This window comes from Methylophaga sp. UBA678, assembly GCF_002299105.1.
Classification (GTDB): domain Bacteria; phylum Pseudomonadota; class Gammaproteobacteria; order Nitrosococcales; family Methylophagaceae; genus Methylophaga; species Methylophaga marina.
This window is the reverse complement of the sequence record NZ_DBNG01000001.1, coordinates 25,822-44,891: the sequence shown is the minus strand read 5'-3', so window position 1 is coordinate 44,891 and position 19,070 is coordinate 25,822. Positions and strand designations below refer to the sequence as shown.

The window sequence follows — 19,070 nt, the reverse complement described above, 5'->3', positions numbered from 1 at the left end:
GATAGTCAGTGTTTTATATCTTGTTGTATTCGATGTGAATACATTGTTATTTCATTTTAAGAGAAATGATCATGGCTTCTGCTGAATTTTATATGGCAAGAGCCATTGAGCTTGCCAAAAATGGACTATACACGACTGACCCTAACCCTCGGGTTGGCTGTGTCATTGTGAGAGATAATCAGATTGTTGGTGAAGGCTGGCATCAGCGGGCAGGAGAGAGTCACGCTGAAGTAAACGCTCTACACCAAGCGGGTGAGCAGGCTAGAGGGGCGGACTGTTACGTCACGCTTGAACCCTGTAGCCATTATGGACGTACACCACCTTGCGCTGATGCTCTGGTTAATGCTGGTGTGAAACGCGTCTTTATAGCGATGACTGATCCAAATCCCGTTGTTTCAGGTTCAGGCATACATCGCCTGAGAGAGGCGGGGATAGAGGTCCACACCAAACTGTTGAGCTCTGAATCAGAGAAGTTGAATCCTGGTTTTGCCTATCGTATGCGTCATGGTCGACCTTATATCAGAAGTAAAGTCGCCATGAGCCTTGATGGTCGAACAGCTATGGCATCGGGTGAGAGTAAGTGGATAACCGGTCCTGAAGCCAGACAGGATGTACAAAAGCTGCGCGCGCGCAGCTCAGCCATTATGACTGGAATTGGTACGATACTCGCGGACGATCCGCAGTTAAATGTCCGTTTTTCTGCAGATCATGATAATTGGTACCCTTCTGGTCAGAAGATCAGACAACCGCTCAAAATCATTGTGGATAGTGATGGACGATTGCCTGCGAGTGCTCAAATTCTCAAAGAGGGTAAAGTACTGGTGATTACGGCCAATGATATTACTATCGCGGAACCAGCCGAATGTTTAGTTTTGCCCTCTGTAGACCAGAATATCGATCTGAATGCGTTGATGGCGGTACTGGCACAACGTGAAATCAATGAGTTGATGATTGAAGCAGGTGGCGTCTTGAATGGGGCGTTGTTAAAAGCAGGTTTAATCGATGAATTAGTCATATACATGGCACCCAAAATTATGGGCGATATGGCACGTGGTGTGTTTCATTTACCTGAGATGATGACAATGTCTCAGAATATTTCCCTAACAATTGATGATATCCGAGCAGTAGGTAAGGATTGGCGTATCACTGCAAGACCAATATATAACGAGGAATCTTAATTCATGTTTACAGGCATTATTGCAGCCATGGGACAGGTAACGTCTATCACCCCAAGTGGTGGCGATATGAGATTGAAAGTGGCGACCCAAAAATTAGACTTATCTGATGTCAGTCTTGGCGATAGCATTGCTATTAATGGTGTCTGTCTGACTGTGGTTGAACTTGATCAGTCTCATGTGAGTTTTGATGTATCAAAAGAGAGTCTCGAGCGAACTGCACTTTCACAGATTACTGAAGGCTCACCCGTTAATCTTGAAAAAGCGCTTGCTGTAGGTGATCGTCTCGGTGGACATATGGTGAGTGGCCATGTTGATGGTCTTGGTAAAGTGTTAGAGATGACACCGTCTGCGCGCTCAGTACAGTTTCGAATGGAAGTACCCGCCAATTTGGAACGCTATATCGCTAAAAAAGGTTCTGTGACGATTGATGGTGTGAGTCTTACGGTGAATGAGGTTGGAGCAGGCTGGTTTGAAATCAATATCATTCCCCACACTATGCAGGAAACTATCATTAAAGAATATAAAGTGGGTACGGTTGTGAATTTGGAAGTCGACTTGATTGCTCGATATCTTGAGCGTTTGTTACCTGGACTCGACCCTGCAGACGCCAGAGAAACATTGTCAGGAAACAGTGATACTTAATATGCAACTCAACAGCACAGAAGAGATTATTGACGATCTCAGACAGGGAAAAATGGTCATCATTATGGATGATGAAGATCGTGAAAATGAGGGTGACCTCATTATGGCTGCAGAAAAAGTCACACCAGATGCCATTAATTTTATGGCACGGTTTGGGCGTGGTTTGATTTGTCTGACGCTAACGGAAAATCGTTGTCGTGAATTACGATTACCACTGATGGTCAGTGACAATCAGACGCCTTATTCCACTAACTTCACTGTCTCCATTGAAGCGGCAGAAGGAGTGACGACTGGTATTTCAGCGGCCGACCGTGCTTTAACCGTGCAAGTCGCAGTTGATCCTGATTCACGACCTGAGGATTTGGTTCAACCAGGCCATATTTTCCCCTTAAAAGCACAGCCGGGTGGGGTGTTAACACGAGCTGGTCACACGGAAGCTGGCTGTGATCTCGCTCAGCTTGCCGGCTTATCTCCAGCAGCTGTCATTGTTGAAATTTTAAATGATGATGGCAGTATGGCCAGGCGCCCAGACTTGGAAACCTTTGCACAAAAACATGATCTGAAAATTGGTACGATTGCTGACCTGATAAGTTATCGACTTGAAAATGAAATGACAGTCGAAAAATTATCTCAATGTCAGTTTCCTACTGAGTATGGTGATTTTCAGCTATACAGCTTTCAGGATTCAGTCAATTCTCAGGTCCATCTAGCCCTCACCTATGGTGATATTACTCCTGATGAAGAAACGTTAGTTCGCGTGCATATGGCGGACCCACTCAGTGATATTTTAGGCTCGGTCAGGGAGCCGACACATTGGCCAGTTCCTCAAGTGCTGAAACAAATTCAACAAGCGGGTAAAGGTATTCTGGTTGTTTTGAGGTTACCGGCTCAGAATAAACAGTTAGCGGCCAAAATTGCACGTTATGAACGAGAAGACCGTGATGAGAGCCCTTTACCTGTTAAGGGGGGCTGGGATCTTCGTACATTTGGTGTTGGTGCACAAATTTTGTCAGCATTAGGCGTGAAAAAAATGCGCGTGATGGGGACACCCACGAAGTTGACTGGTGTTTCAGGGTTTGGACTGGAGTTAGTGGGTTATCTGGAAGCTGACGAGACTGAGTAAGCATGCCTAAATTATTTGTCGTGGCGGGTGAGGCTTCTGGTGATGCCCATGCCGGCAGAATGCTAAAAGCCTTAAAACAACACCGGCCGGATATTTCTGTTTCCGGTATCGGTGGTGAGACCATGCGTGAAGCGGGTGTGGATATTATCACCGATTTTGCTGAGCTTGCTGTCATGGGCCTGGTTGAGGTCATTAAACGCTACTCTCATATCAAAGCTGTTTTTGATAAAACCGTTGAACATTTAGCTTCAAGTAAACCTGACGCATTAATATTAGTCGATTACCCTGGGTTTAATCTAAAGCTAGCTAAAAAAGCGCATGAATTGGGTATTCCGGTTATTTACTATATCAGCCCTAAAATATGGGCCTGGCGGGCTGGGCGAATCAAAGCCATAAAGCGTTATGTTGATCTGATGCTGGTGTTGTTTCCATTTGAACAGTCGCTTTATGAAAAAGCCGATGTGGCTGTGAAATGTGTGGGTCATCCCTTAGTTGATGCAGTACATTCAGACTGGACTTCTGAACAGGCCAAGTCGCATTTTTCCCTTGATACGAAAGCGCCTGTCTTAGGCTTGTTTCCTGGCAGTCGTCGGAGTGAGGTGGAAGCATTATTGCCAGTGATGTTAGCGACCGCCGAGCATATTCAACAACGTGATAATTCTGTGCAGGTTATTTTACCCTTAGCACCTGGGCTAGATCGGACGTTAATTGAGCCATATTTATCAGAAACGGCGGTGAAAGTGGAGGTCATTTCTGGTGAGTTTTATGATGTCGTTCGTAGCTGTGATGCCATTGTGGCGGCATCGGGCACTGTCACTCTGGAAATTGCTTTGTTAGGTGTACCGCATTTAATTACTTACCGGGTTGCGCCACTGACTTACCAGATTCTCAAACGACTGGTAAAAATTCCTTACGTGGGTTTATGTAATATTGTGACCGGAAAAAATGTCGTCACTGAGTTATTACAGAGCCAGGTGTCGGTAGCTGAGTTAGCGCCACGGTTATTATATTTTCTGACCGCGGCAGAAGCCCAACAACAGGCCCATACTGTTCAAGAACAAGTGCTTAAAGCGCTCGGGCCCAGCGGTGGCGCTGACAACGCAGCCAGAGCCGTTATTTCTTTTATTGATACTCATCATTCATGACAAATACGCTTATTATCGCCGGCGTTGATGAAGTTGGACGTGGCCCATTAGCCGGGCCCGTAGTGACTGCTGCTGTCATACTGAATCCTGATAACCCAATTGCAGGCTTGGCTGATTCAAAAAAACTCACTGAAAAACGAAGAGAGAGTCTGGTACCTCTAATCAAAGAGCATGCTTTAGCCTGGGCAATGGGGCGAGCTGAGCCAGATGAAATAGACGAGCTAAATATTCTTCAGGCCAGTTTACTTGCGATGAAAAGAGCCGTTGAAGCCTTATCTATAGTCCCAGAACACGTGCTCGTTGATGGTATACATGCCCCTAAGCTTAATTGTCCCGTCACCACCATTATTAAAGGTGATCAATCTGAGCCCGCTATTGCGGCCGCTTCAATCTTAGCTAAAGTCGCACGTGACCAAGAAATGATTGCACTGGAGGAACAGTATCCAGGCTATGGTTTTGCCAAGCATAAAGGCTATCCAACCAAGCAACATCAGCAAGCACTTCTAACGCTAGGGGTAACGGATATTCATAGACGTTCATTCGGCCCTGTTCATAAGGCATTATCACTGTAATGCCATTATATAAATCATAGAAAAACTGATGAGCGTGGTATTATTCAAGACTTATGCTGTCGTTAAATAAAATTTTCAACAAATTGGTTAGAGGCAAAAACGGTCAACATCCGCAACAAGGACGTGAACCGTTAATTATCCCTCGCAGTGAACACACCATATCGCGTAAACAGATTAGTCAACATGCACTCAAAGTGCTGTATACCTTGAAAGAGGGCGGCTATGATGCTTATCTCGTCGGTGGGTGTGTACGCGATCTTTTGCTAGGTTATGAACCAAAAGACTTTGATGTAGCCACCAATGCCTCGCCAGAACAAGTGCATGCGCTATTCAAGCGCAGCCAGTTGATCGGACGACGATTTAAGCTGGTTCATGTTCGGTTTGGACGTGACGTTATAGAAGTCGCTACTTTCCGTGCGCCACCTGAGGCTAAACAACATGTTGATACTCAGGGCCGCATTATGCAGGACAATGTGTTTGGCACTTTAGAACAAGATGCCTGGCGACGTGATTTTACGATCAATGCGCTCTATTACAATATCAAAGATTTTTCTATCATCGATTACACCGGTGGAATGGCCGATCTCAATGCGGGCCTTATCCGTTTAATTGGTGATGTTGAAACACGTTATCGTGAAGATCCTGTTCGCATGTTAAGAGCCTGTCGCTTTTTAGCTAAGCTTGGCTTAAAGCTGGATAAAGAGACAGAGCAAGGCATTTTTGATTGGGCACATTTGATTCGAGATATCCCGCCGGCAAGGCTGTTTGATGAAACACTAAAACTGTATCTGAGTGGCCAGGCTGCCATGACACATGAATTACTCTGTCATTACGGTCTGTTTGAGCATCTCTACCCACAAACCGCTGCGTTGTTGCATGAAGAACAAGACGGTTATCCAAGAACGATGTTGATGAAGGCATTAGAAAATACGGATATTCGTATCGCAGCCGGTAAGCCAGTGACACCAGCGTTTTTGTTTGCAGCAATATTATGGGAGCCAGTGCGGCAGCGTACGGTTTTATTGATGACTAATGGCATGCCAGAAATTCCAGCGATGCAGCGTGCATCATCTGAAATTATTGGAGAACAGATCCAACGTGTTGCTGTTCCCAAGCGTTATAGTCTGGTCACCCGAGATATTTGGACTTTGCAGCCCCGCCTATTGAAGCGTCAGGGAAAAAGAGCATTCAAAACATTATTGCATCCCAAGTTTCGTGCTGGATATGACTTTTTAGCATTAAGAGCTCAAGCTGGTGAACCGTTGAGTGAAACGGTAGATTGGTGGACAAAATTTCAGACAGAAACAGTGAAACAACAACAGTCCATGGTCGATGCTCTGGGCAAAGAGGGCAGCGTCAAAAAGCCTCGCCGTAGACGCCGTAGACGACCCGCAGCGAAAAAGTCGGAACAAAATTGATGCAGGTTTTTATTGGATTGGGAAGTAATTTAGACGACCCGCAGACACAAATTTTGACAGCAATAGAAGATATAAAAAATCTCGAAGATACACGTCTTTTACATCAATCATCGCTTTATCATAGCCCGCCAATGGGGCCTCAGGATCAGCCGGATTATGTGAATGCGGTTGTCGAGGTGGATACAGCATTGCCGCCACATGTATTGCTTGATAACCTGCAACAACTTGAACAGAAACATGGCCGGGTGAAGAAACGCCATTGGGGCGAACGCACGTTGGATCTCGATATCTTGGTGTATTCCGATTATGTTATTGATGATGACAGACTCAAGGTGCCTCATCCAGGCTTAAGCGAACGGGCTTTTGTTGTCTATCCATTAGCCGAAATTGTTGCTGACTTAACTATTCCTGGACAAGGTAAGCTATCAGTAATCAAGCAAAACTGTCCTTTAGATGGCTTGAGAAAAGTGGAAACGCATACATAATGAATCACTCACTATCACATCGTTATATTGTGGTTGAAGGACCTATCGGCGTAGGTAAAACGCATCTGGTAAAACGTCTGGCTGAGAGTTTTTCCGGCTCTGTTCTACTCGAACAGCCAGAACAAAATCCTTTTCTGGAAAAATTTTACCTTTATCCCAAACAATCCGCTCTTCCAACACAGCTCAGTTTTTTAATGCAGCGCGTTAAGTTGGGTAAAACACTCAATCAAGATGACTTATTCAACGACTTGCATATCGCTGATTTCATGGTAGAAAAAGATAAGTTATTTGCTCAAATTTCCTTAGATGACGATGAGTTAGCGCTCTATAATATGGTTTATGATAATTTAACGTTACACCATAGAACCCCTGATTTAGTCATCTATCTGCAAGCATCATTGCCAGTGTTGAAATCGCGTATTGCTCAACGTGGTATTAGCTATGAGCAACACGTGGAAGAGGGCTACCTGAAACGGTTAGCTGATACGTACGCGGACTTTTTCCACTATTACGATGCCTCGCCGTTGTTGATTGTGAATGCTGAACAAATTGATCTAGTGAATGGTGATCAAGATTATCTGCAATTACTTGAACAAATCTGCAGTATTCAAAGTGGTCGTCATTATTACAATCCATTGCCCGTCTCAGAGAAGAAATAATCATGAGCCGTATTAGTCTTAAACATCTGCGTCAAATGAAAACGGCGCAAGAAAAAATTGCTGTACTCACTGCGTATGATGCGAGCTTTAGTTACGCACTTGAGCAAGCCGGTGTGGATGTTCTACTAGTAGGTGATTCTTTGGGAATGGTTATCCAGGGACAAGAGAGTACAGTTCCTGTAAGTGTTGACGATATGATTTATCACACGGCTAATGTGATCCGCGGTAGTGATAAGTTATTTGTCATCGCTGATATGCCGTTTATGAGTTATGCCAACACTGAACAAGCTATCAAAAACGCTGCTCGCCTGATGGCTGAAGGCGGCGCTCAAATGGTCAAACTGGAAGGTGGCGCCGTCATCACCGATACAGTTAAACAGCTAACTGCACGTGGCATACCCGTATGTGGACATTTAGGGTTATTACCTCAGTCAGTTCATCGGTTAGGTGGTTACATCGTGCAGGGTCGTGAAACACAGGCCGCAGAAGAATTGATTGCCGATGCCATCAGTCTGCAAGAAGCTGGTGCAGATATGCTGGTATTGGAATGCGTACCGGCAACCTTAGGAGCCGTCGTATCCAAACAGTTGGATATTCCTGTGATAGGTATTGGTGCTGGTAGCGACTGTGATGGGCAGGTGTTGGTGGTGTATGACATGTTGGGCTTAACGCCTGGCCGAAGACCACGCTTCAGTCACGACTTTTTAGCGGATACCGGCTCAATACAAGCCGCTCTGACAAACTATGTACAATCGGTGAAATCAGGTGCATTTCCTAATGCGGAGCAGCAGTTCTAATGGCGATAGCAGAAAACTTGGGAGCATTACGAACCCGCATCAAAAGTTGGCGTCAACAGAATGAAGTGATTGCATTTGTACCGACAATGGGCAACCTGCATGAAGGTCATCTCTCTTTAGTACAAAAAGCGCGTGAGCTGGCGGATCGCGTTGTCGTCAGCATTTTTGTGAATCCGCTGCAGTTCAATGATAAACAGGATCTTTCTGATTATCCCCGAACATTGAATGAAGATATCCAGTTATTGAGTGAACTCGATTGTGAGCTGATTTTTACGCCGACTGAGGAAATGATTTATCCGAATGGTATGGCATCGTTAACCAAAGTCATTGTTCCTGGTGTCGATGATAAGCTCTGCGGCAAAGGTCGCCCTGGCCACTTTGATGGCGTCGCTACCGTTGTAACAAAACTATTCAATATGGTGCAGCCTGATATTGCCATTTTTGGTGAGAAAGATTATCAGCAATTAATGTTAATCAAGAAACTGGTGGCAGACTTAAATTTGTCGGTAGATGTGATTGGCGTGCCAACAAAGAGGCATGAGAGTGGGCTGGCCATGAGTTCCAGAAACAGCTTATTGAACCAAAAACAATTAGTTCAAGCGCCGTTGATCTATAAAACACTGCTGTCAATGAAGCAAGCTATTGAAGAAGATGGCCTTACTGACTTCCATCAACTTTGTGCGACGGCGAAAGAAGAGTTACAAAAAGCGGGACTGGAACCTGAGTATGTCGATATTCGTCGCGCAAATGATCTGGAACTGGCTAATGCCAATGACAAACACATTCGTATTTTTGTGGCTGCAAGGCTGGGAAGCGTAAGATTAATAGATAATATTGCCTGTGACCTTGCCTGATATTTGTTAAAAAGCGATAATATTGGGCTATTTCATAAGAACATTCTGGCTATGCAACTGACCTTTTTAAAAGCAAAATTACATCGTGCTTGTGTGACTCATTCCGAGTTGGAGTATGAAGGCTCGTGTGCAATTGACGGTAAGTTACTGGAAGCCGCTGGTATTCATGAATATGAGCAAATCCAGATTTACAATGTCGCCAACGGCGAACGTTTTACTACCTACGCTATTCGCGCAGAAGATGGTTCAAATATCATTTCGGTCAATGGTGCAGCTGCCCATAAAGCTTCCCCAGGCGATCGTTTAATTATTTGTGCATTCGCAACACTTGATGCCAAAGAAGTCGAAAACTTTAAGCCAACACTGGTGTATCTCGACGAAAAAAACGATATCACACACATGCGTCACGCTATTCCTGTTCAAGCTGCATAAAAAGAAACGAGTACTAAATCAATGGAAAGATTGTTTGAAAAAGCGCTCTGGAATAGTCGTTTTGTTGTACTCATAGCCGTTATCGCCAGCCTGGTTACCGCATTAGCCATGTTTTATATGGCAACGGTTGATGTCTATTATTTACTTTCTCATCTTGGCGAATACATGTCACCTGATTTGATTGGTGATGCCAGAAAGGATTTTCGTGCTGAAACCGTGGCACACGTCGTTGAGGTGATTGATGGCTATTTGCTGGCGACCGTACTGTTTATCTTCTCTCTTGGCTTGTATGAGCTGTTTATCAGTAAAATCGAAGAAGCAGAAGAGAGTGAGAACTCGAAAGTATTAGCTATTCACAGTTTGGATGATCTAAAAGCACGTTTAGGCCGTGTTGTTTTGATGATTCTGATTGTTAACTTTTTCGAACATGCCATTAGCATGGACTTTCACGGTCCGCTTGATTTGCTGGCGCTTGCTGGTGGTATTGGCCTTATCGCACTGGCTTTATACTTCTCCCACGCTGACGACCACTAATCGTCACAAAAACGTCATTAAAACGTTATAAGGCTGTCATATCTTCTCTCTATGCTTGCAAGCTGTCTGCAAGCATAGAGAGAAAACATGCTCAATATCGAACAAGCCGTTCAACAAAAATTTCCTAAATTCGAACGCTCCCGTCCTTGGATAAAAAAATCGACGATTAGCTTTCTGCGTAAAATTACACACGAGCAGGAAGTGAATCGATTCCTTGAGTTGCATCAGGATTTAAAAGGCTTCGATTTTATTGAGCAGGTGCTGGATTATTTCAATTTCAGTTACAGCATTAGCCACCGTGATCGCAATAATATTCCGGCAACAGGACGGGTGGTCATTGTTGCTAATCATCCACTGGGTGCGCTGGATGGTTTGTCATTATTAAAATTGGTTGGTGAAGTCCGCCGTGATGTCAAAATCGTCGCAAACGATATGTTAATGAATTTTAACGCGGTCGACTCTTTGTTCTTACCTGTCGATAATTTATCGAAATCCACACGCAAAAGTAGTATTTCTCGCATTATTGATTCTCTGAATAATGAAGAAGCAGTGATTGTTTTCCCGGCGGGTGAAGTATCGCGCATTCGTCCTAGTGGTGTACGCGATGGTAAATGGAATACCGGTTTTCTGAATTTTGCCAAGAAAACCAACTCACCTATTCTGCCTATCTATGTCGGTGCCAGAAACTCTTCCTTGTTCTACAGTGCATCCATGGTCTATAAACCACTTTCTGGCATGATGTTGGCGCATGAGATGTTTAATAAAAACTCAAAGAACATCACCATGCGTGTTGGCGAACCTATTCCTTATAAACAAGTTGACCAACTGCCATTGGTGAAAGCAGAAAAGGCTAAACTATTACGCCGCCACCTCTATCGGATGGCAAAAGGTAAAAAACCGTTATTTGTTACAGAGCAAACTATAGCTCACCCACAGGACCGTCGTAATATTAAACGTGAGTTGCAATTGGCGGAGTTATTAGGCCAGACAGCAGATAATAAAAAGATCTATTTATTTGACTATCAACCTGATTCAGCTGTGATGCATGAAGTCGGCCGTTTACGTGAGTTTACGTTTAGGCAGGTCGGAGAGGGGACAGGGAAAAGGCGCGATATCGATCGTTATGATCGTGATTATCGTCATCTGATCTTATGGGATGAAAACGAATTAGAAATTGCTGGCGCTTATCGGATCGGTGAAGTGAATAACATACTGTCACAACCTGGCAGTCGTGGAATTTATAGTCAGGAGTTATTTTCTTACGATCCGGATGCGATGCAACCCTATTTTGAAAAGGGTATTGAGCTAGGCAGAAGCTTTGTCAGCCCGAAATATTGGGGCCGACGCAGTCTGGATTATTTATGGTATGGCATAGGCGCTTATCTGAAACGATACCCTGATATCCGCTATCTATTTGGGCCTGTTAGTTTATCAAACAGTTATCCTGATTTCGCTAAGGCGTTAATCGTTGGTTATTATCAACACTATTTTCCAGATGATAAACACTTAGCAATAGCGAAAAATCCATATATTGCTGAGCGAAGTCTGCAACAACAAGTGTTGCAAACCTATTGTGGCACCGATGCCGAGGCTGATTTTACTGCCATGCGTGAGCAGTTAACGCATATGAATGTGACTGTGCCTACCTTATATAAACAATATGCCGATGTCTGTGAAGAGGGTGGTGTTCGGTTCATCGACTTCAATATCGACGCTGATTTTGGTCATTGTATTGACGGTCTGGTGATGGTCGATTTGGATAAATTAAAACCGGCTAAGAGAAAACGTTATCTGGGTGATGATTAACCGTGACAACGTTTTAGTTTTTTGCCACTGCCGCAGAAACAGGGATCATTTCTGCCCAGTTTGACGGCTGGCAGAATAATGCCATCATGATAGAACCATTCACCACTTTCGCAGGTAAAACGTGAGCGTTCGTGGAGTTGACCTATCGGGTTGTTCTCATAAAACGCAACAAACTCCACTTCGGCCAGTTCATTTTTTTGTTGGTGATCCAAAATACGTAATCCCAACCATTTTGTTGTGTTAACCGTATTTTGCAATAACTTTCGTTCATCTAATCGACGTTTCGATGGATGCAGTGTCGCGATTAAATAGTCTATCTCACCCAAATAAAATGCACTGTAACGCGAGCGCATCAGTTGCCCAGCATTTTCTGCACGTTGTTGTTTTTTATGAAGCGGCTCGCAACATTCGACGTAAGTAAGCTGGCTGAGACAGGGACATAAGTGATTATTCATAAGCACTAGCGGGAATAGACATTAAATCTGGATACTGAAACTGATAGGACAGTAATGTTTTCACTTTATCGTTGCTGACGATTTTATAGGAAGCTGCATTATCCTGATTAAAGTCTGGTACAGGCTGATTCATTAGCTCAGCTGCATGGCGGTAAAATTGTTTTTTGCTTGGATGTGTGTCTGCACAGCCATTAAGTACCTCTCCCCAGACGTGTTGCTCCAATAGCTGTTCAATGATGCCGATGCAATCATCAAGGTGAATTAAATTTACCGGGGCATCCGCCTGTTTTACTTGCTTGCCATTTCTGAAAAAACGGCCTGGATGACGTTGTGGGCCTATCAAGCCACTGAAGCGAATAATGCTAGTGGAAAACTCCGAAGACTGCCTAAACAGGGATTCTATTTGCCACAGAATACTCTCTTCGTTTTCATATTGACGTTCTTCTCTAACCCAGTCATTGGTATTTTGGTAAACAGAACTGGAGCTGATAAATAACACCTGTTTAATCGGGCTTTGTTCAATCTGTTTGATCAGCTGCTCATATGCCATTTTATTTTTATTGGTGATATTGATAATTAATGTGTCAGCGTCCAGAAACTGACTAAAGTCAGCTGGTGTTTCAATATCGATTTGGTAGGCATCAAAGCCTTGTTTAACCAATAAAGACTGTTTTTCTGAGTCACGTGTCGAGAGTTTAATCTCGGTATTAGCTCTCTGTAACTGTCTTGCTAAGCGTAAGCCTAACCAACCACTACCAAGAATACTGATGGTATTAATGACACACCTCTAATTGAATTATTCAGATGGCGACACCATATCAAGCATTAGTCTTATTGTCATGGTTGTTTATACTATGGCGACAAATATAAGGGGAAGAGCAGGTATGAGTGCACCTGATATATCAAAATTATTTTCCGGCAATATTGTCACCATATTGTTCTGGCTGTTCTTAATGGGGTCACTTACCTTATTCTTTAATGGCTATATTCAGCAGCGTGACAATCCGAATCAGGCTTTGATGTCCGCAAATTCAGGCACCGGAGAAGTCACATTAAAACGTAACCGTGATGGCCATTATCTGGCCCCTGGCTATATCAACGGTCACCCTGTTAATTTCTTACTGGATACAGGTGCTACTAATGTCAGTATTCCTGCTGCTATCGCAGAAGCGGCGGGATTAAAAAAAGGCGCTACATCGATGGTCTCGACAGCTAATGGTGTGGTGCCAGTATTTCAGACCGATGTCGACACGGTTCGTCTTGGTGGCATTACCTTAGAGCATGTCGATGCGAGTATTAATCCGCATATGAGTGATGGTGTGGTTTTATTAGGTATGAGTTTTATGAAGCATCTCGATATTACTCAGCGTAATGGTGTGATGACGCTACGTGTACCAGTGTCAGGATAAGGCAATCTTAACTACTTTCATATATTCGAAAGTCATGCGGGCAATCACTTCTTTATCTGGGTAATAGACGATATCTACCCGCGCGCCATTCAATGATTTATATCGGCGTCGGCGTTTGTATTTAAAGGGGATATCCTGACCTTCTAATGTAATGGTATTCAATACCCACTCCCCTTCTTCACGCTGAACATGTGAAGCCACTTTTTGCATGGTGGCGTGGATTAAATGGTCATTTTCAGCCAGCCATTTTTTTGTTTTTCTAACTTTCATGTTGATAACGTTGATGCAAAATGCTCACACGTTCTACATAAACTTTAGTCTCGGAGTATGGTGGAACATCGTTATATTTTTTCACGGCATTGGGTCCTGCGTTATAAGCAGCTGTGGCGAGGCGAGTATTGCCTTTGAATAAAGATAGCAGCTCCGCCAGATATTTAACACCGCCTTCTATGTTTTGGTCGACATTAAAAGGCTTATCCACACCTAAGTCTTTGGCTGTACCTGGCATTAATTGCATCAGGCCCTGAGCGCCAGTTCTGGAAATAGCTTTCTTATTGAACGCTGACTCCGCATGAATAACGGCTCTGACCAAGGCGGCATCCACGTTATATTTCTTGGCATAGCGTTTTACTTCGTCAGCATAGGATGAAAAATCCAGTTTAATGGTATGCCAGTTTATTTTTGATGAGGGATTACAGGCATAACAGCTGTATTTTAAAATTTCGAAATGACCATGTGCAGGTTTTTGATCTGAAAAAACAAACCCTTCACCTGTTTGTGATTTGTATATGACAGTCTGTGATGTGGCTTGCCTAACATTACTGAACTCAACGGAACCATCCGGGTTTTGAATACGCTGAATGGTATCTGCCACAGTCAGCTGACTTGAAAACACCATCAGACTGAGCAGGGACCATTTCATCAGCTTATTCATGTCTAAAACCAATAACGTCCAGAACTGGCTATCAGAATAGTGATAATACCTAAGATCAGGTTGAGCAGAACCAGTTTGCGTATTTGCGTTAAGGCTGTAGCGCCTGCAATCCAGTCATGCTCTACTACTGCCCATTTCAGCTTTTTGAATGGATTAAAAAATACATGCATAAAAATGAGCATCATAAAGATGCCAATCAATAACATGATGTGAACATGAATGCCGACTCCATCAACGCCGCCCATGCCACCTAGTAGAGAAATCATCCACACGCCAGTAAGCAATAGGGTTGCTATAGCCAACCAGACCCAATTGAAAAATGTTTTTAAGACACCTGCCCACAGAGGCAGACGCTGTTCCTGAGTGAGTAATTCAACTGCTGCAGGACGAAGGGCGGTGTAGGCAAAAAACATACCCCCCACCCAAATCACGGCAGCTAACAGGTGTAAAGGTAAGGCAATTATCATAAGTGGGCTCTCTTTATATGTTTTGTTAATTCGTGTTTATAGGTATATCGGCAATGTTAATTTTCCACTCACTTGGACCTGTTTTATGTACCGAATGACCTTCACTATCGACAGCCACAGTGACGGGCATATTTTCTACATAAAATTCGCGGATAGCTTCCATACCCAGTTCTTCGAATGCCACCATACGTGATGATTTAATAGCTTTTGACACTAAATACGCTGCGCCACCAATGGCAATCAGGTAAACCGAATGATGTTGTTTTATTGATGCGACTGTTTCATCACCACGTTCCGCTTTACCAATCATGCCTAACAAACCGGTCTGTTCCAGCATCATATCTGTGAATTTGTCCATTCGAGTTGCTGTTGTTGGACCTGCAGGACCGACAATCTCACCTTTAACCGGATCGACAGGACCTACGTAATAGATAAAGCGATTATTGAAATCAAGCCCGTCAGGTAACGACTGACCATTATTCAGTAAATCGGCAATTTTTTTGTGCGCCGCATCACGTCCTGTTAACAAATGGCCTGACAACAAGAGCGTTTCACCAGGCTGCCATTCAGCGATGTCATCTGCTGATATATTGTCCAAATCAACATGACGAGTATTTTCTGCGGCTTCCCAGGTAATATCTGGCCAGTCATCCATGGAGGGTGGTTCAAACTCAGCGGGACCAGACCCATCTAGAGTGAAGTGGATATGACGGCTGGCGGCACAATTTGGAATCATGGCGACAGGTAATGAGGCAGCATGCGTTGGATAATCACTGATTTTGACATCCAGTACCGTGGTTAACCCACCCAGTCCTTGCGCACCAATCCCCAGTTGATTAACCTTTTCATACAATTCGATACGTAGCTTTTCAGCCGCCGTTTCTGCACCGCGATCCATTAATTCTTGGATATCGATGGGATGCATTAACGACTCTTTTGCCATCAGCATCGCTTTTTCTGCTGTACCACCAATACCAATACCTAACATACCTGGAGGGCACCAGCCTGCGCCCATGGTGGGTACGGTTTTTAATACCCAATCAACCAGGTTGTCGCTAGGATTCAGAATGGTAAATTTGGCTTTGTTTTCTGAGCCACCACCTTTGGCTGCAATGAGAACGTCGACTTGATTACCCACAACCAGTTCAGTGTGAATAACGGCCGGGGTATTGTCGCCAGTATTTTTTCGTTGACCGATGGGATCAGCCACAATCGACGCCCGTAACACATTATCAGGATGAAGATAGGCGCGACGCACACCTTCATTCACCATATCATCAAGACTTTTAGTGGTTTCCCACTTCACATCCATGCCGACTTTGACAAAGACATTAACAATGCCTGTGTCCTGACAAATAGGGCGATTGTTTTCGGCACACATTCTGGAGTTCACCAGAATCTGTGCGATAGCATCTTTTGCCGCAACGGATTGTTCGCGCTCGTAAGCGGCCGTCATTGCCTGAATAAAATCTTTTGGATGATAACAGGCAATAAATTGCAGTGCGTCTGCAATACTGTCGATAAAGTCAGTCTCTTTAATGACTGTCATGTATTCAACCTCAGCTCAATTTTTGTTTGATGATGCTGACCACATCCTCAATCGCAAACTCTTCGCCATCACCGCTACGACGGTTTTTGTATTCGATCATGCCATTATCCAATCCGCGTTCGCCTAAAATTAATCGATGTGGAATACCAATCAATTCCATATCAGTAAAGGCAACGCCTGGACGCAGACCACGATCATCAAGTAATACGTCGACACCAGCATCAAGCAACTGTTGATAGACTTCTTCAGCTTTTTCTTTAACCCGTACTGATTTATGTGCGTTAACAGGCACTAAAACCACTTGGAAAGGCGCAATCGATTCTGGCCAGATAATGCCGCGATCATCATGATTTTGTTCAATTGCAGCAGCGACAACACGAGACACACCAATGCCATAACAACCCATGGTAATCACTTGTGATTTGCCGGATTCTGTCAACACAACCGCATTTAATTTGCTGCTGTAATTTTCACCAAGCTGGAATATATGACCCACTTCAATACCGCGTGCGATTTCTAATGTGCCTTCGCCATCTGGGCTTGGGTCACCCGCCACCACTTTACGCAAGTCTGCTGTTTCAGGTTCAGCTAAATCACGCCCCCAGTTCACGCCAGTTAAATGTTTATCATCCAGATTGGCGCCACAGACAAAGTCAGTGACAAACGCGGCTGCATAATCAACGATAACAGGGATGGTTAAACCAACAGGCCCAACCGAACCGATATTGGCATGACTGATTTCAAGTACTTTTTCTGGGGTAACAAAGGTGAGTGGTGCGGCGACCAGAGGGTGTTTTTCAGCTTTAATCTCATTGAGTTCATGATCACCACGAACAATCAGAGCGACAACCGAACCTTCTTCAGCGCCTTCAACTAATAAGGTCTTCAGGCATTGTGAAGCGGGTTTATCAAGGTACTGACTGACATCATCAATAGTGTGCTGAGCAGGTGTTTCAACTACAGTCATGGTTTCAACTGCCGCTGCACGTTCACCTTGTGGTTTTAAAGCTTCAGCTAATTCAACATTAGCGGCATAATCACTTTTATCACTAAAGGCGATAGCATCTTCACCGGAACTGGCTAATACATGAAACTCATGTGAAGCATTACCACCAATACTGCCGGTATCAGCCTGAACAGCACGGAATTCCAAACCAATACGGTTGAAAATGCGTGTGTAAGTTGCGTACATATTGTCATAGGTTTCCTGCAAGGAAGCCTGATCCAAATGGAAGGAATAGGCATCTTTCATCAGAAACTCACGGGCACGCATTAAACCAAAGCGTGGACGAATTTCATCACGAAATTTAGTCTGGATTTGATAAAAATTGACCGGTAATTGTTTGTAACTGCGAATTTCCTGGCGCACCAGATCGGTGATCACTTCTTCATGGGTCGGTCCATAGCAGAACTCACGCTGATGACGATCGGTAATGCGTAATAATTCGGGTCCATATTTTTCCCAGCGTTGGCTTTCTTGCCAGAGTTCTGCAGGTTGAACTGAAGGCATTAACACTTCCTGCGCGCCGGCTTTATCCATTTCTTCGCGGACAATGGCTTCGGTTTTTCTGAGTATTTTCAATCCCATTGGCAACCATGTGTATAAGCCTGATGCCAGACGACGAATTAGTCCGGCACGGAGCATTAATTGATGGCTGACAATTTCTGCGTCTGCTGGTGTTTCTTTTAATGTGGAAATAAGCAGGTTTGAGGCGCGCATGTGTTTTTATTTTTCCTGTAATAATAATGGTTTAGCCCTAGGGCTGTGAGTGTTCTAAAACGTTAGAAGGTGCTGTGATTCCAACCCCAGTTTTGTCGTTCTGAATCAGTCATGCTGATATAGATACGACCACCGTCAACGTTTAGATTATCGCTAATGAATGTGCATAAAGTATCTGAGAAGGCTTGGCGATCCCCGGGTAGCCCAAGTGCTCGATAATCAAGCATAGCTGCAGGTGCATCGCTGCCAGCAAATGACATATCGGCGTTGTCATTCAGCACAATCATCACATAGCTTTCAGGCTTACCCGACGCTTTTGCAACGGTTTCACTAGCTTGTTTAATGAATGATGACTTATCGTTAACTTGTTTATTAGTGTTGATATTAAGGTATGGCATAACGCTTCTCCTTATTGACAATGTTGTTTTATATTGTTGCTCAGTTCTTGTATTTTCTGCTGGCGCTCTTCTTCTTTAATACGCTGTAAATTGCCATTTTCATCATAAAAGCGCCCACCCGGATGGTTTTGATAGGCGGTAAGGGCGTCTTTGGCATCCTGACATTGTTGTTCAAGCTTAGCTTCTTGTGCCGCTTGTTGCTCTGCCTGTTGTTGTACTTCTTGCCTTTCTTGTTCAGCGGCTTCTTGCTGAGCAATCAAGGCATCGATTTCTCTTTGGGCTTTAGCGGGATCAACAGGTGGTGGCGGTGTTTTGATTAATTCTGCGGGAGCTGACTCGGGCGCTTGTTGGCTGTAATGCACTTGTCCCTGGTCATCGACCCATTTGTAGATATCGGCGCTGGCGGTGCCGGTAAACGTCACAGACAGTATAATCAGACTGAATTTGAGATTATCTCTTAACATTACATACACCAAAGCACTAAACTACGTTA

Annotated in this window: 23 protein-coding genes; 14 read left to right on the top strand and 9 right to left on the bottom strand. The window is 44.1% G+C overall.

The genetic code is table 11. The annotated features are described in order from the left end of the window. The first annotated feature begins 71 nt into the window (after positions 1-71). The 13 genes from ribD (at position 72) to B3014_RS00170 (ending at position 11,645) form a co-directional block, all read left to right on the top strand. Positions 72-1,178 (top strand): bifunctional diaminohydroxyphosphoribosylaminopyrimidine deaminase/5-amino-6-(5-phosphoribosylamino)uracil reductase RibD, encoded by a 1,107-nt coding sequence (ribD, locus tag B3014_RS00230; protein ID WP_289245170.1) that lies wholly within the window; start codon positions 72-74, stop codon positions 1,176-1,178. A 3-nt stretch (positions 1,179-1,181) separates the two neighbouring features. Next, positions 1,182-1,820, top strand: coding sequence for a riboflavin synthase (locus tag B3014_RS00225; RefSeq protein ID WP_289245169.1), 639 nt, complete (start codon positions 1,182-1,184; stop codon positions 1,818-1,820). 1 nt (position 1,821) lies between these two features. Next, positions 1,822-2,943 carry a bifunctional 3,4-dihydroxy-2-butanone-4-phosphate synthase/GTP cyclohydrolase II gene (ribBA, locus tag B3014_RS00220; RefSeq protein WP_289245168.1) on the top strand — a complete coding sequence of 374 codons (1,122 nt, stop codon included), beginning with the start codon at positions 1,822-1,824 and terminating at the stop codon, positions 2,941-2,943. A 2-nt stretch (positions 2,944-2,945) separates the two neighbouring features. Beyond that, on the top strand, positions 2,946-4,088 hold the full coding sequence (lpxB, locus tag B3014_RS00215; RefSeq protein WP_289245167.1) for a lipid-A-disaccharide synthase: 1,143 nt from the start codon (positions 2,946-2,948) through the stop codon (positions 4,086-4,088). After that, a complete protein-coding gene (rnhB, locus tag B3014_RS00210) occupies positions 4,085-4,660 on the top strand; it encodes a ribonuclease HII (RefSeq protein WP_286304278.1) in 576 nt (191 codons plus the stop codon). The genes lpxB and rnhB overlap by 4 nt, the downstream gene beginning before the upstream one ends. Before the next feature lie 53 nt (positions 4,661-4,713). Then, positions 4,714-6,078, top strand: a complete 1,365-nt coding sequence (gene pcnB / locus B3014_RS00205) for a polynucleotide adenylyltransferase PcnB (RefSeq protein ID WP_286304279.1) — start codon at positions 4,714-4,716, stop codon at positions 6,076-6,078. Continuing rightward, the gene (gene folK / locus B3014_RS00200) at positions 6,078-6,563 is read left to right on the top strand and encodes a 2-amino-4-hydroxy-6-hydroxymethyldihydropteridine diphosphokinase (protein WP_289245166.1); all 486 of its coding nucleotides are present in this window, start codon (positions 6,078-6,080) and stop codon (positions 6,561-6,563) included. Before pcnB ends, folK begins: the two co-directional genes overlap by 1 nt. After that, positions 6,563-7,222, top strand: coding sequence for a deoxynucleoside kinase (locus B3014_RS00195; protein WP_286304281.1), 660 nt, complete (start codon positions 6,563-6,565; stop codon positions 7,220-7,222). The genes folK and B3014_RS00195 overlap by 1 nt, the downstream gene beginning before the upstream one ends. 2 nt (positions 7,223-7,224) lie before the next feature. Continuing rightward, positions 7,225-8,019 carry a 3-methyl-2-oxobutanoate hydroxymethyltransferase gene (panB, locus tag B3014_RS00190; RefSeq protein WP_289245165.1) on the top strand — a complete coding sequence of 265 codons (795 nt, stop codon included), beginning with the start codon at positions 7,225-7,227 and terminating at the stop codon, positions 8,017-8,019. Then, positions 8,019-8,873: a pantoate--beta-alanine ligase gene (panC, locus tag B3014_RS00185; RefSeq protein ID WP_286304283.1), complete on the top strand. Its 855-nt coding sequence runs from the start codon at positions 8,019-8,021 to the stop codon at positions 8,871-8,873. The genes panB and panC overlap by 1 nt, the downstream gene beginning before the upstream one ends. A gap of 51 nt (positions 8,874-8,924) precedes the next feature. Continuing rightward, positions 8,925-9,305 (top strand): aspartate 1-decarboxylase, encoded by a 381-nt coding sequence (panD, locus tag B3014_RS00180; protein ID WP_091714420.1) that lies wholly within the window; start codon positions 8,925-8,927, stop codon positions 9,303-9,305. A gap of 21 nt (positions 9,306-9,326) precedes the next feature. Then, the gene (locus B3014_RS00175) at positions 9,327-9,839 is read left to right on the top strand and encodes a YqhA family protein (RefSeq protein ID WP_289245164.1); all 513 of its coding nucleotides are present in this window, start codon (positions 9,327-9,329) and stop codon (positions 9,837-9,839) included. An 87-nt stretch (positions 9,840-9,926) separates the two neighbouring features. Beyond that, on the top strand, positions 9,927-11,645 hold the full coding sequence (locus tag B3014_RS00170; protein WP_289245163.1) for a lysophospholipid acyltransferase family protein: 1,719 nt from the start codon (positions 9,927-9,929) through the stop codon (positions 11,643-11,645). On the opposite strand, the gene B3014_RS00165 is transcribed toward B3014_RS00170, so the two are convergent. Beyond that, positions 11,642-12,100 (bottom strand): YchJ family protein, encoded by a 459-nt coding sequence (locus tag B3014_RS00165; protein WP_289245162.1) that lies wholly within the window; start codon positions 12,098-12,100, stop codon positions 11,642-11,644. The genes B3014_RS00170 and B3014_RS00165 overlap by 4 nt on opposite strands. Next, positions 12,093-12,863: an NAD(P)H-binding protein gene (locus B3014_RS00160; RefSeq protein ID WP_289245177.1), complete on the bottom strand. Its 771-nt coding sequence runs from the start codon at positions 12,861-12,863 to the stop codon at positions 12,093-12,095. The genes B3014_RS00165 and B3014_RS00160 overlap by 8 nt, the downstream gene beginning before the upstream one ends. Before the next feature lie 121 nt (positions 12,864-12,984). Here B3014_RS00160 and B3014_RS00155 point away from each other — a divergent pair, with 121 nt between their 5' ends. Then, positions 12,985-13,509: a retropepsin-like aspartic protease family protein gene (locus tag B3014_RS00155; protein ID WP_289245161.1), complete on the top strand. Its 525-nt coding sequence runs from the start codon at positions 12,985-12,987 to the stop codon at positions 13,507-13,509. On the opposite strand, the gene B3014_RS00150 is transcribed toward B3014_RS00155, so the two are convergent. From B3014_RS00150 to B3014_RS00120, 7 genes are all read right to left on the bottom strand, one after another. Next, a complete protein-coding gene (locus B3014_RS00150) occupies positions 13,501-13,779 on the bottom strand; it encodes a hypothetical protein (protein ID WP_289245160.1) in 279 nt (92 codons plus the stop codon). The two genes, B3014_RS00155 and B3014_RS00150, sit on opposite strands and share 9 nt — an antisense overlap. Next, positions 13,769-14,443: a lytic transglycosylase domain-containing protein gene (locus B3014_RS00145; protein ID WP_289286875.1), complete on the bottom strand. Its 675-nt coding sequence runs from the start codon at positions 14,441-14,443 to the stop codon at positions 13,769-13,771. Before B3014_RS00145 ends, B3014_RS00150 begins: the two co-directional genes overlap by 11 nt. Positions 14,444-14,445: 2 nt before the next feature. Then, the gene (locus tag B3014_RS00140; RefSeq protein ID WP_289245158.1) at positions 14,446-14,910 is read right to left on the bottom strand and encodes a CopD family protein; all 465 of its coding nucleotides are present in this window, start codon (positions 14,908-14,910) and stop codon (positions 14,446-14,448) included. Positions 14,911-14,935: 25 nt separating this feature from the next. Then, positions 14,936-16,459: a fumarate hydratase gene (locus tag B3014_RS00135; protein WP_289245157.1), complete on the bottom strand. Its 1,524-nt coding sequence runs from the start codon at positions 16,457-16,459 to the stop codon at positions 14,936-14,938. 10 nt (positions 16,460-16,469) lie between these two features. Then, positions 16,470-18,179 (bottom strand): proline--tRNA ligase, encoded by a 1,710-nt coding sequence (locus B3014_RS00130; protein ID WP_289245156.1) that lies wholly within the window; start codon positions 18,177-18,179, stop codon positions 16,470-16,472. A gap of 62 nt (positions 18,180-18,241) precedes the next feature. Then, positions 18,242-18,577 carry a phenylpyruvate tautomerase MIF-related protein gene (locus tag B3014_RS00125; protein ID WP_289245155.1) on the bottom strand — a complete coding sequence of 112 codons (336 nt, stop codon included), beginning with the start codon at positions 18,575-18,577 and terminating at the stop codon, positions 18,242-18,244. An 11-nt stretch (positions 18,578-18,588) separates the two neighbouring features. Further along, positions 18,589-19,041: a DUF4124 domain-containing protein gene (locus B3014_RS00120; RefSeq protein WP_289245154.1), complete on the bottom strand. Its 453-nt coding sequence runs from the start codon at positions 19,039-19,041 to the stop codon at positions 18,589-18,591. Between the last annotated feature and the right edge of the window lie 29 nt (positions 19,042-19,070).

Coding starts and splice junctions, on each gene's coding strand:
- B3014_RS00120 (WP_289245154.1), bottom strand. CDS start 19,041: ATGTTAAGAGATAATCTCAAATTCAGTCTGATTATACTGTCTGTGACG.
- B3014_RS00170 (WP_289245163.1), top strand. CDS start 9,927: ATGCTCAATATCGAACAAGCCGTTCAACAAAAATTTCCTAAATTCGAA.
- rnhB (WP_286304278.1), top strand. CDS start 4,085: ATGACAAATACGCTTATTATCGCCGGCGTTGATGAAGTTGGACGTGGC.
- panC (WP_286304283.1), top strand. CDS start 8,019: ATGGCGATAGCAGAAAACTTGGGAGCATTACGAACCCGCATCAAAAGT.
- B3014_RS00175 (WP_289245164.1), top strand. CDS start 9,327: ATGGAAAGATTGTTTGAAAAAGCGCTCTGGAATAGTCGTTTTGTTGTA.
- B3014_RS00135 (WP_289245157.1), bottom strand. CDS start 16,459: ATGACAGTCATTAAAGAGACTGACTTTATCGACAGTATTGCAGACGCA.
- lpxB (WP_289245167.1), top strand. CDS start 2,946: ATGCCTAAATTATTTGTCGTGGCGGGTGAGGCTTCTGGTGATGCCCAT.
- B3014_RS00140 (WP_289245158.1), bottom strand. CDS start 14,910: ATGATAATTGCCTTACCTTTACACCTGTTAGCTGCCGTGATTTGGGTG.
- B3014_RS00125 (WP_289245155.1), bottom strand. CDS start 18,577: ATGCCATACCTTAATATCAACACTAATAAACAAGTTAACGATAAGTCA.
- panD (WP_091714420.1), top strand. CDS start 8,925: ATGCAACTGACCTTTTTAAAAGCAAAATTACATCGTGCTTGTGTGACT.
- B3014_RS00225 (WP_289245169.1), top strand. CDS start 1,182: ATGTTTACAGGCATTATTGCAGCCATGGGACAGGTAACGTCTATCACC.
- B3014_RS00130 (WP_289245156.1), bottom strand. CDS start 18,179: ATGCGCGCCTCAAACCTGCTTATTTCCACATTAAAAGAAACACCAGCA.
- B3014_RS00145 (WP_289286875.1), bottom strand. CDS start 14,443: ATGAATAAGCTGATGAAATGGTCCCTGCTCAGTCTGATGGTGTTTTCA.
- B3014_RS00155 (WP_289245161.1), top strand. CDS start 12,985: ATGAGTGCACCTGATATATCAAAATTATTTTCCGGCAATATTGTCACC.
- panB (WP_289245165.1), top strand. CDS start 7,225: ATGAGCCGTATTAGTCTTAAACATCTGCGTCAAATGAAAACGGCGCAA.
- B3014_RS00150 (WP_289245160.1), bottom strand. CDS start 13,779: ATGAAAGTTAGAAAAACAAAAAAATGGCTGGCTGAAAATGACCATTTA.
- folK (WP_289245166.1), top strand. CDS start 6,078: ATGCAGGTTTTTATTGGATTGGGAAGTAATTTAGACGACCCGCAGACA.
- ribD (WP_289245170.1), top strand. CDS start 72: ATGGCTTCTGCTGAATTTTATATGGCAAGAGCCATTGAGCTTGCCAAA.
- B3014_RS00165 (WP_289245162.1), bottom strand. CDS start 12,100: ATGAATAATCACTTATGTCCCTGTCTCAGCCAGCTTACTTACGTCGAA.
- pcnB (WP_286304279.1), top strand. CDS start 4,714: ATGCTGTCGTTAAATAAAATTTTCAACAAATTGGTTAGAGGCAAAAAC.
- B3014_RS00195 (WP_286304281.1), top strand. CDS start 6,563: ATGAATCACTCACTATCACATCGTTATATTGTGGTTGAAGGACCTATC.
- ribBA (WP_289245168.1), top strand. CDS start 1,822: ATGCAACTCAACAGCACAGAAGAGATTATTGACGATCTCAGACAGGGA.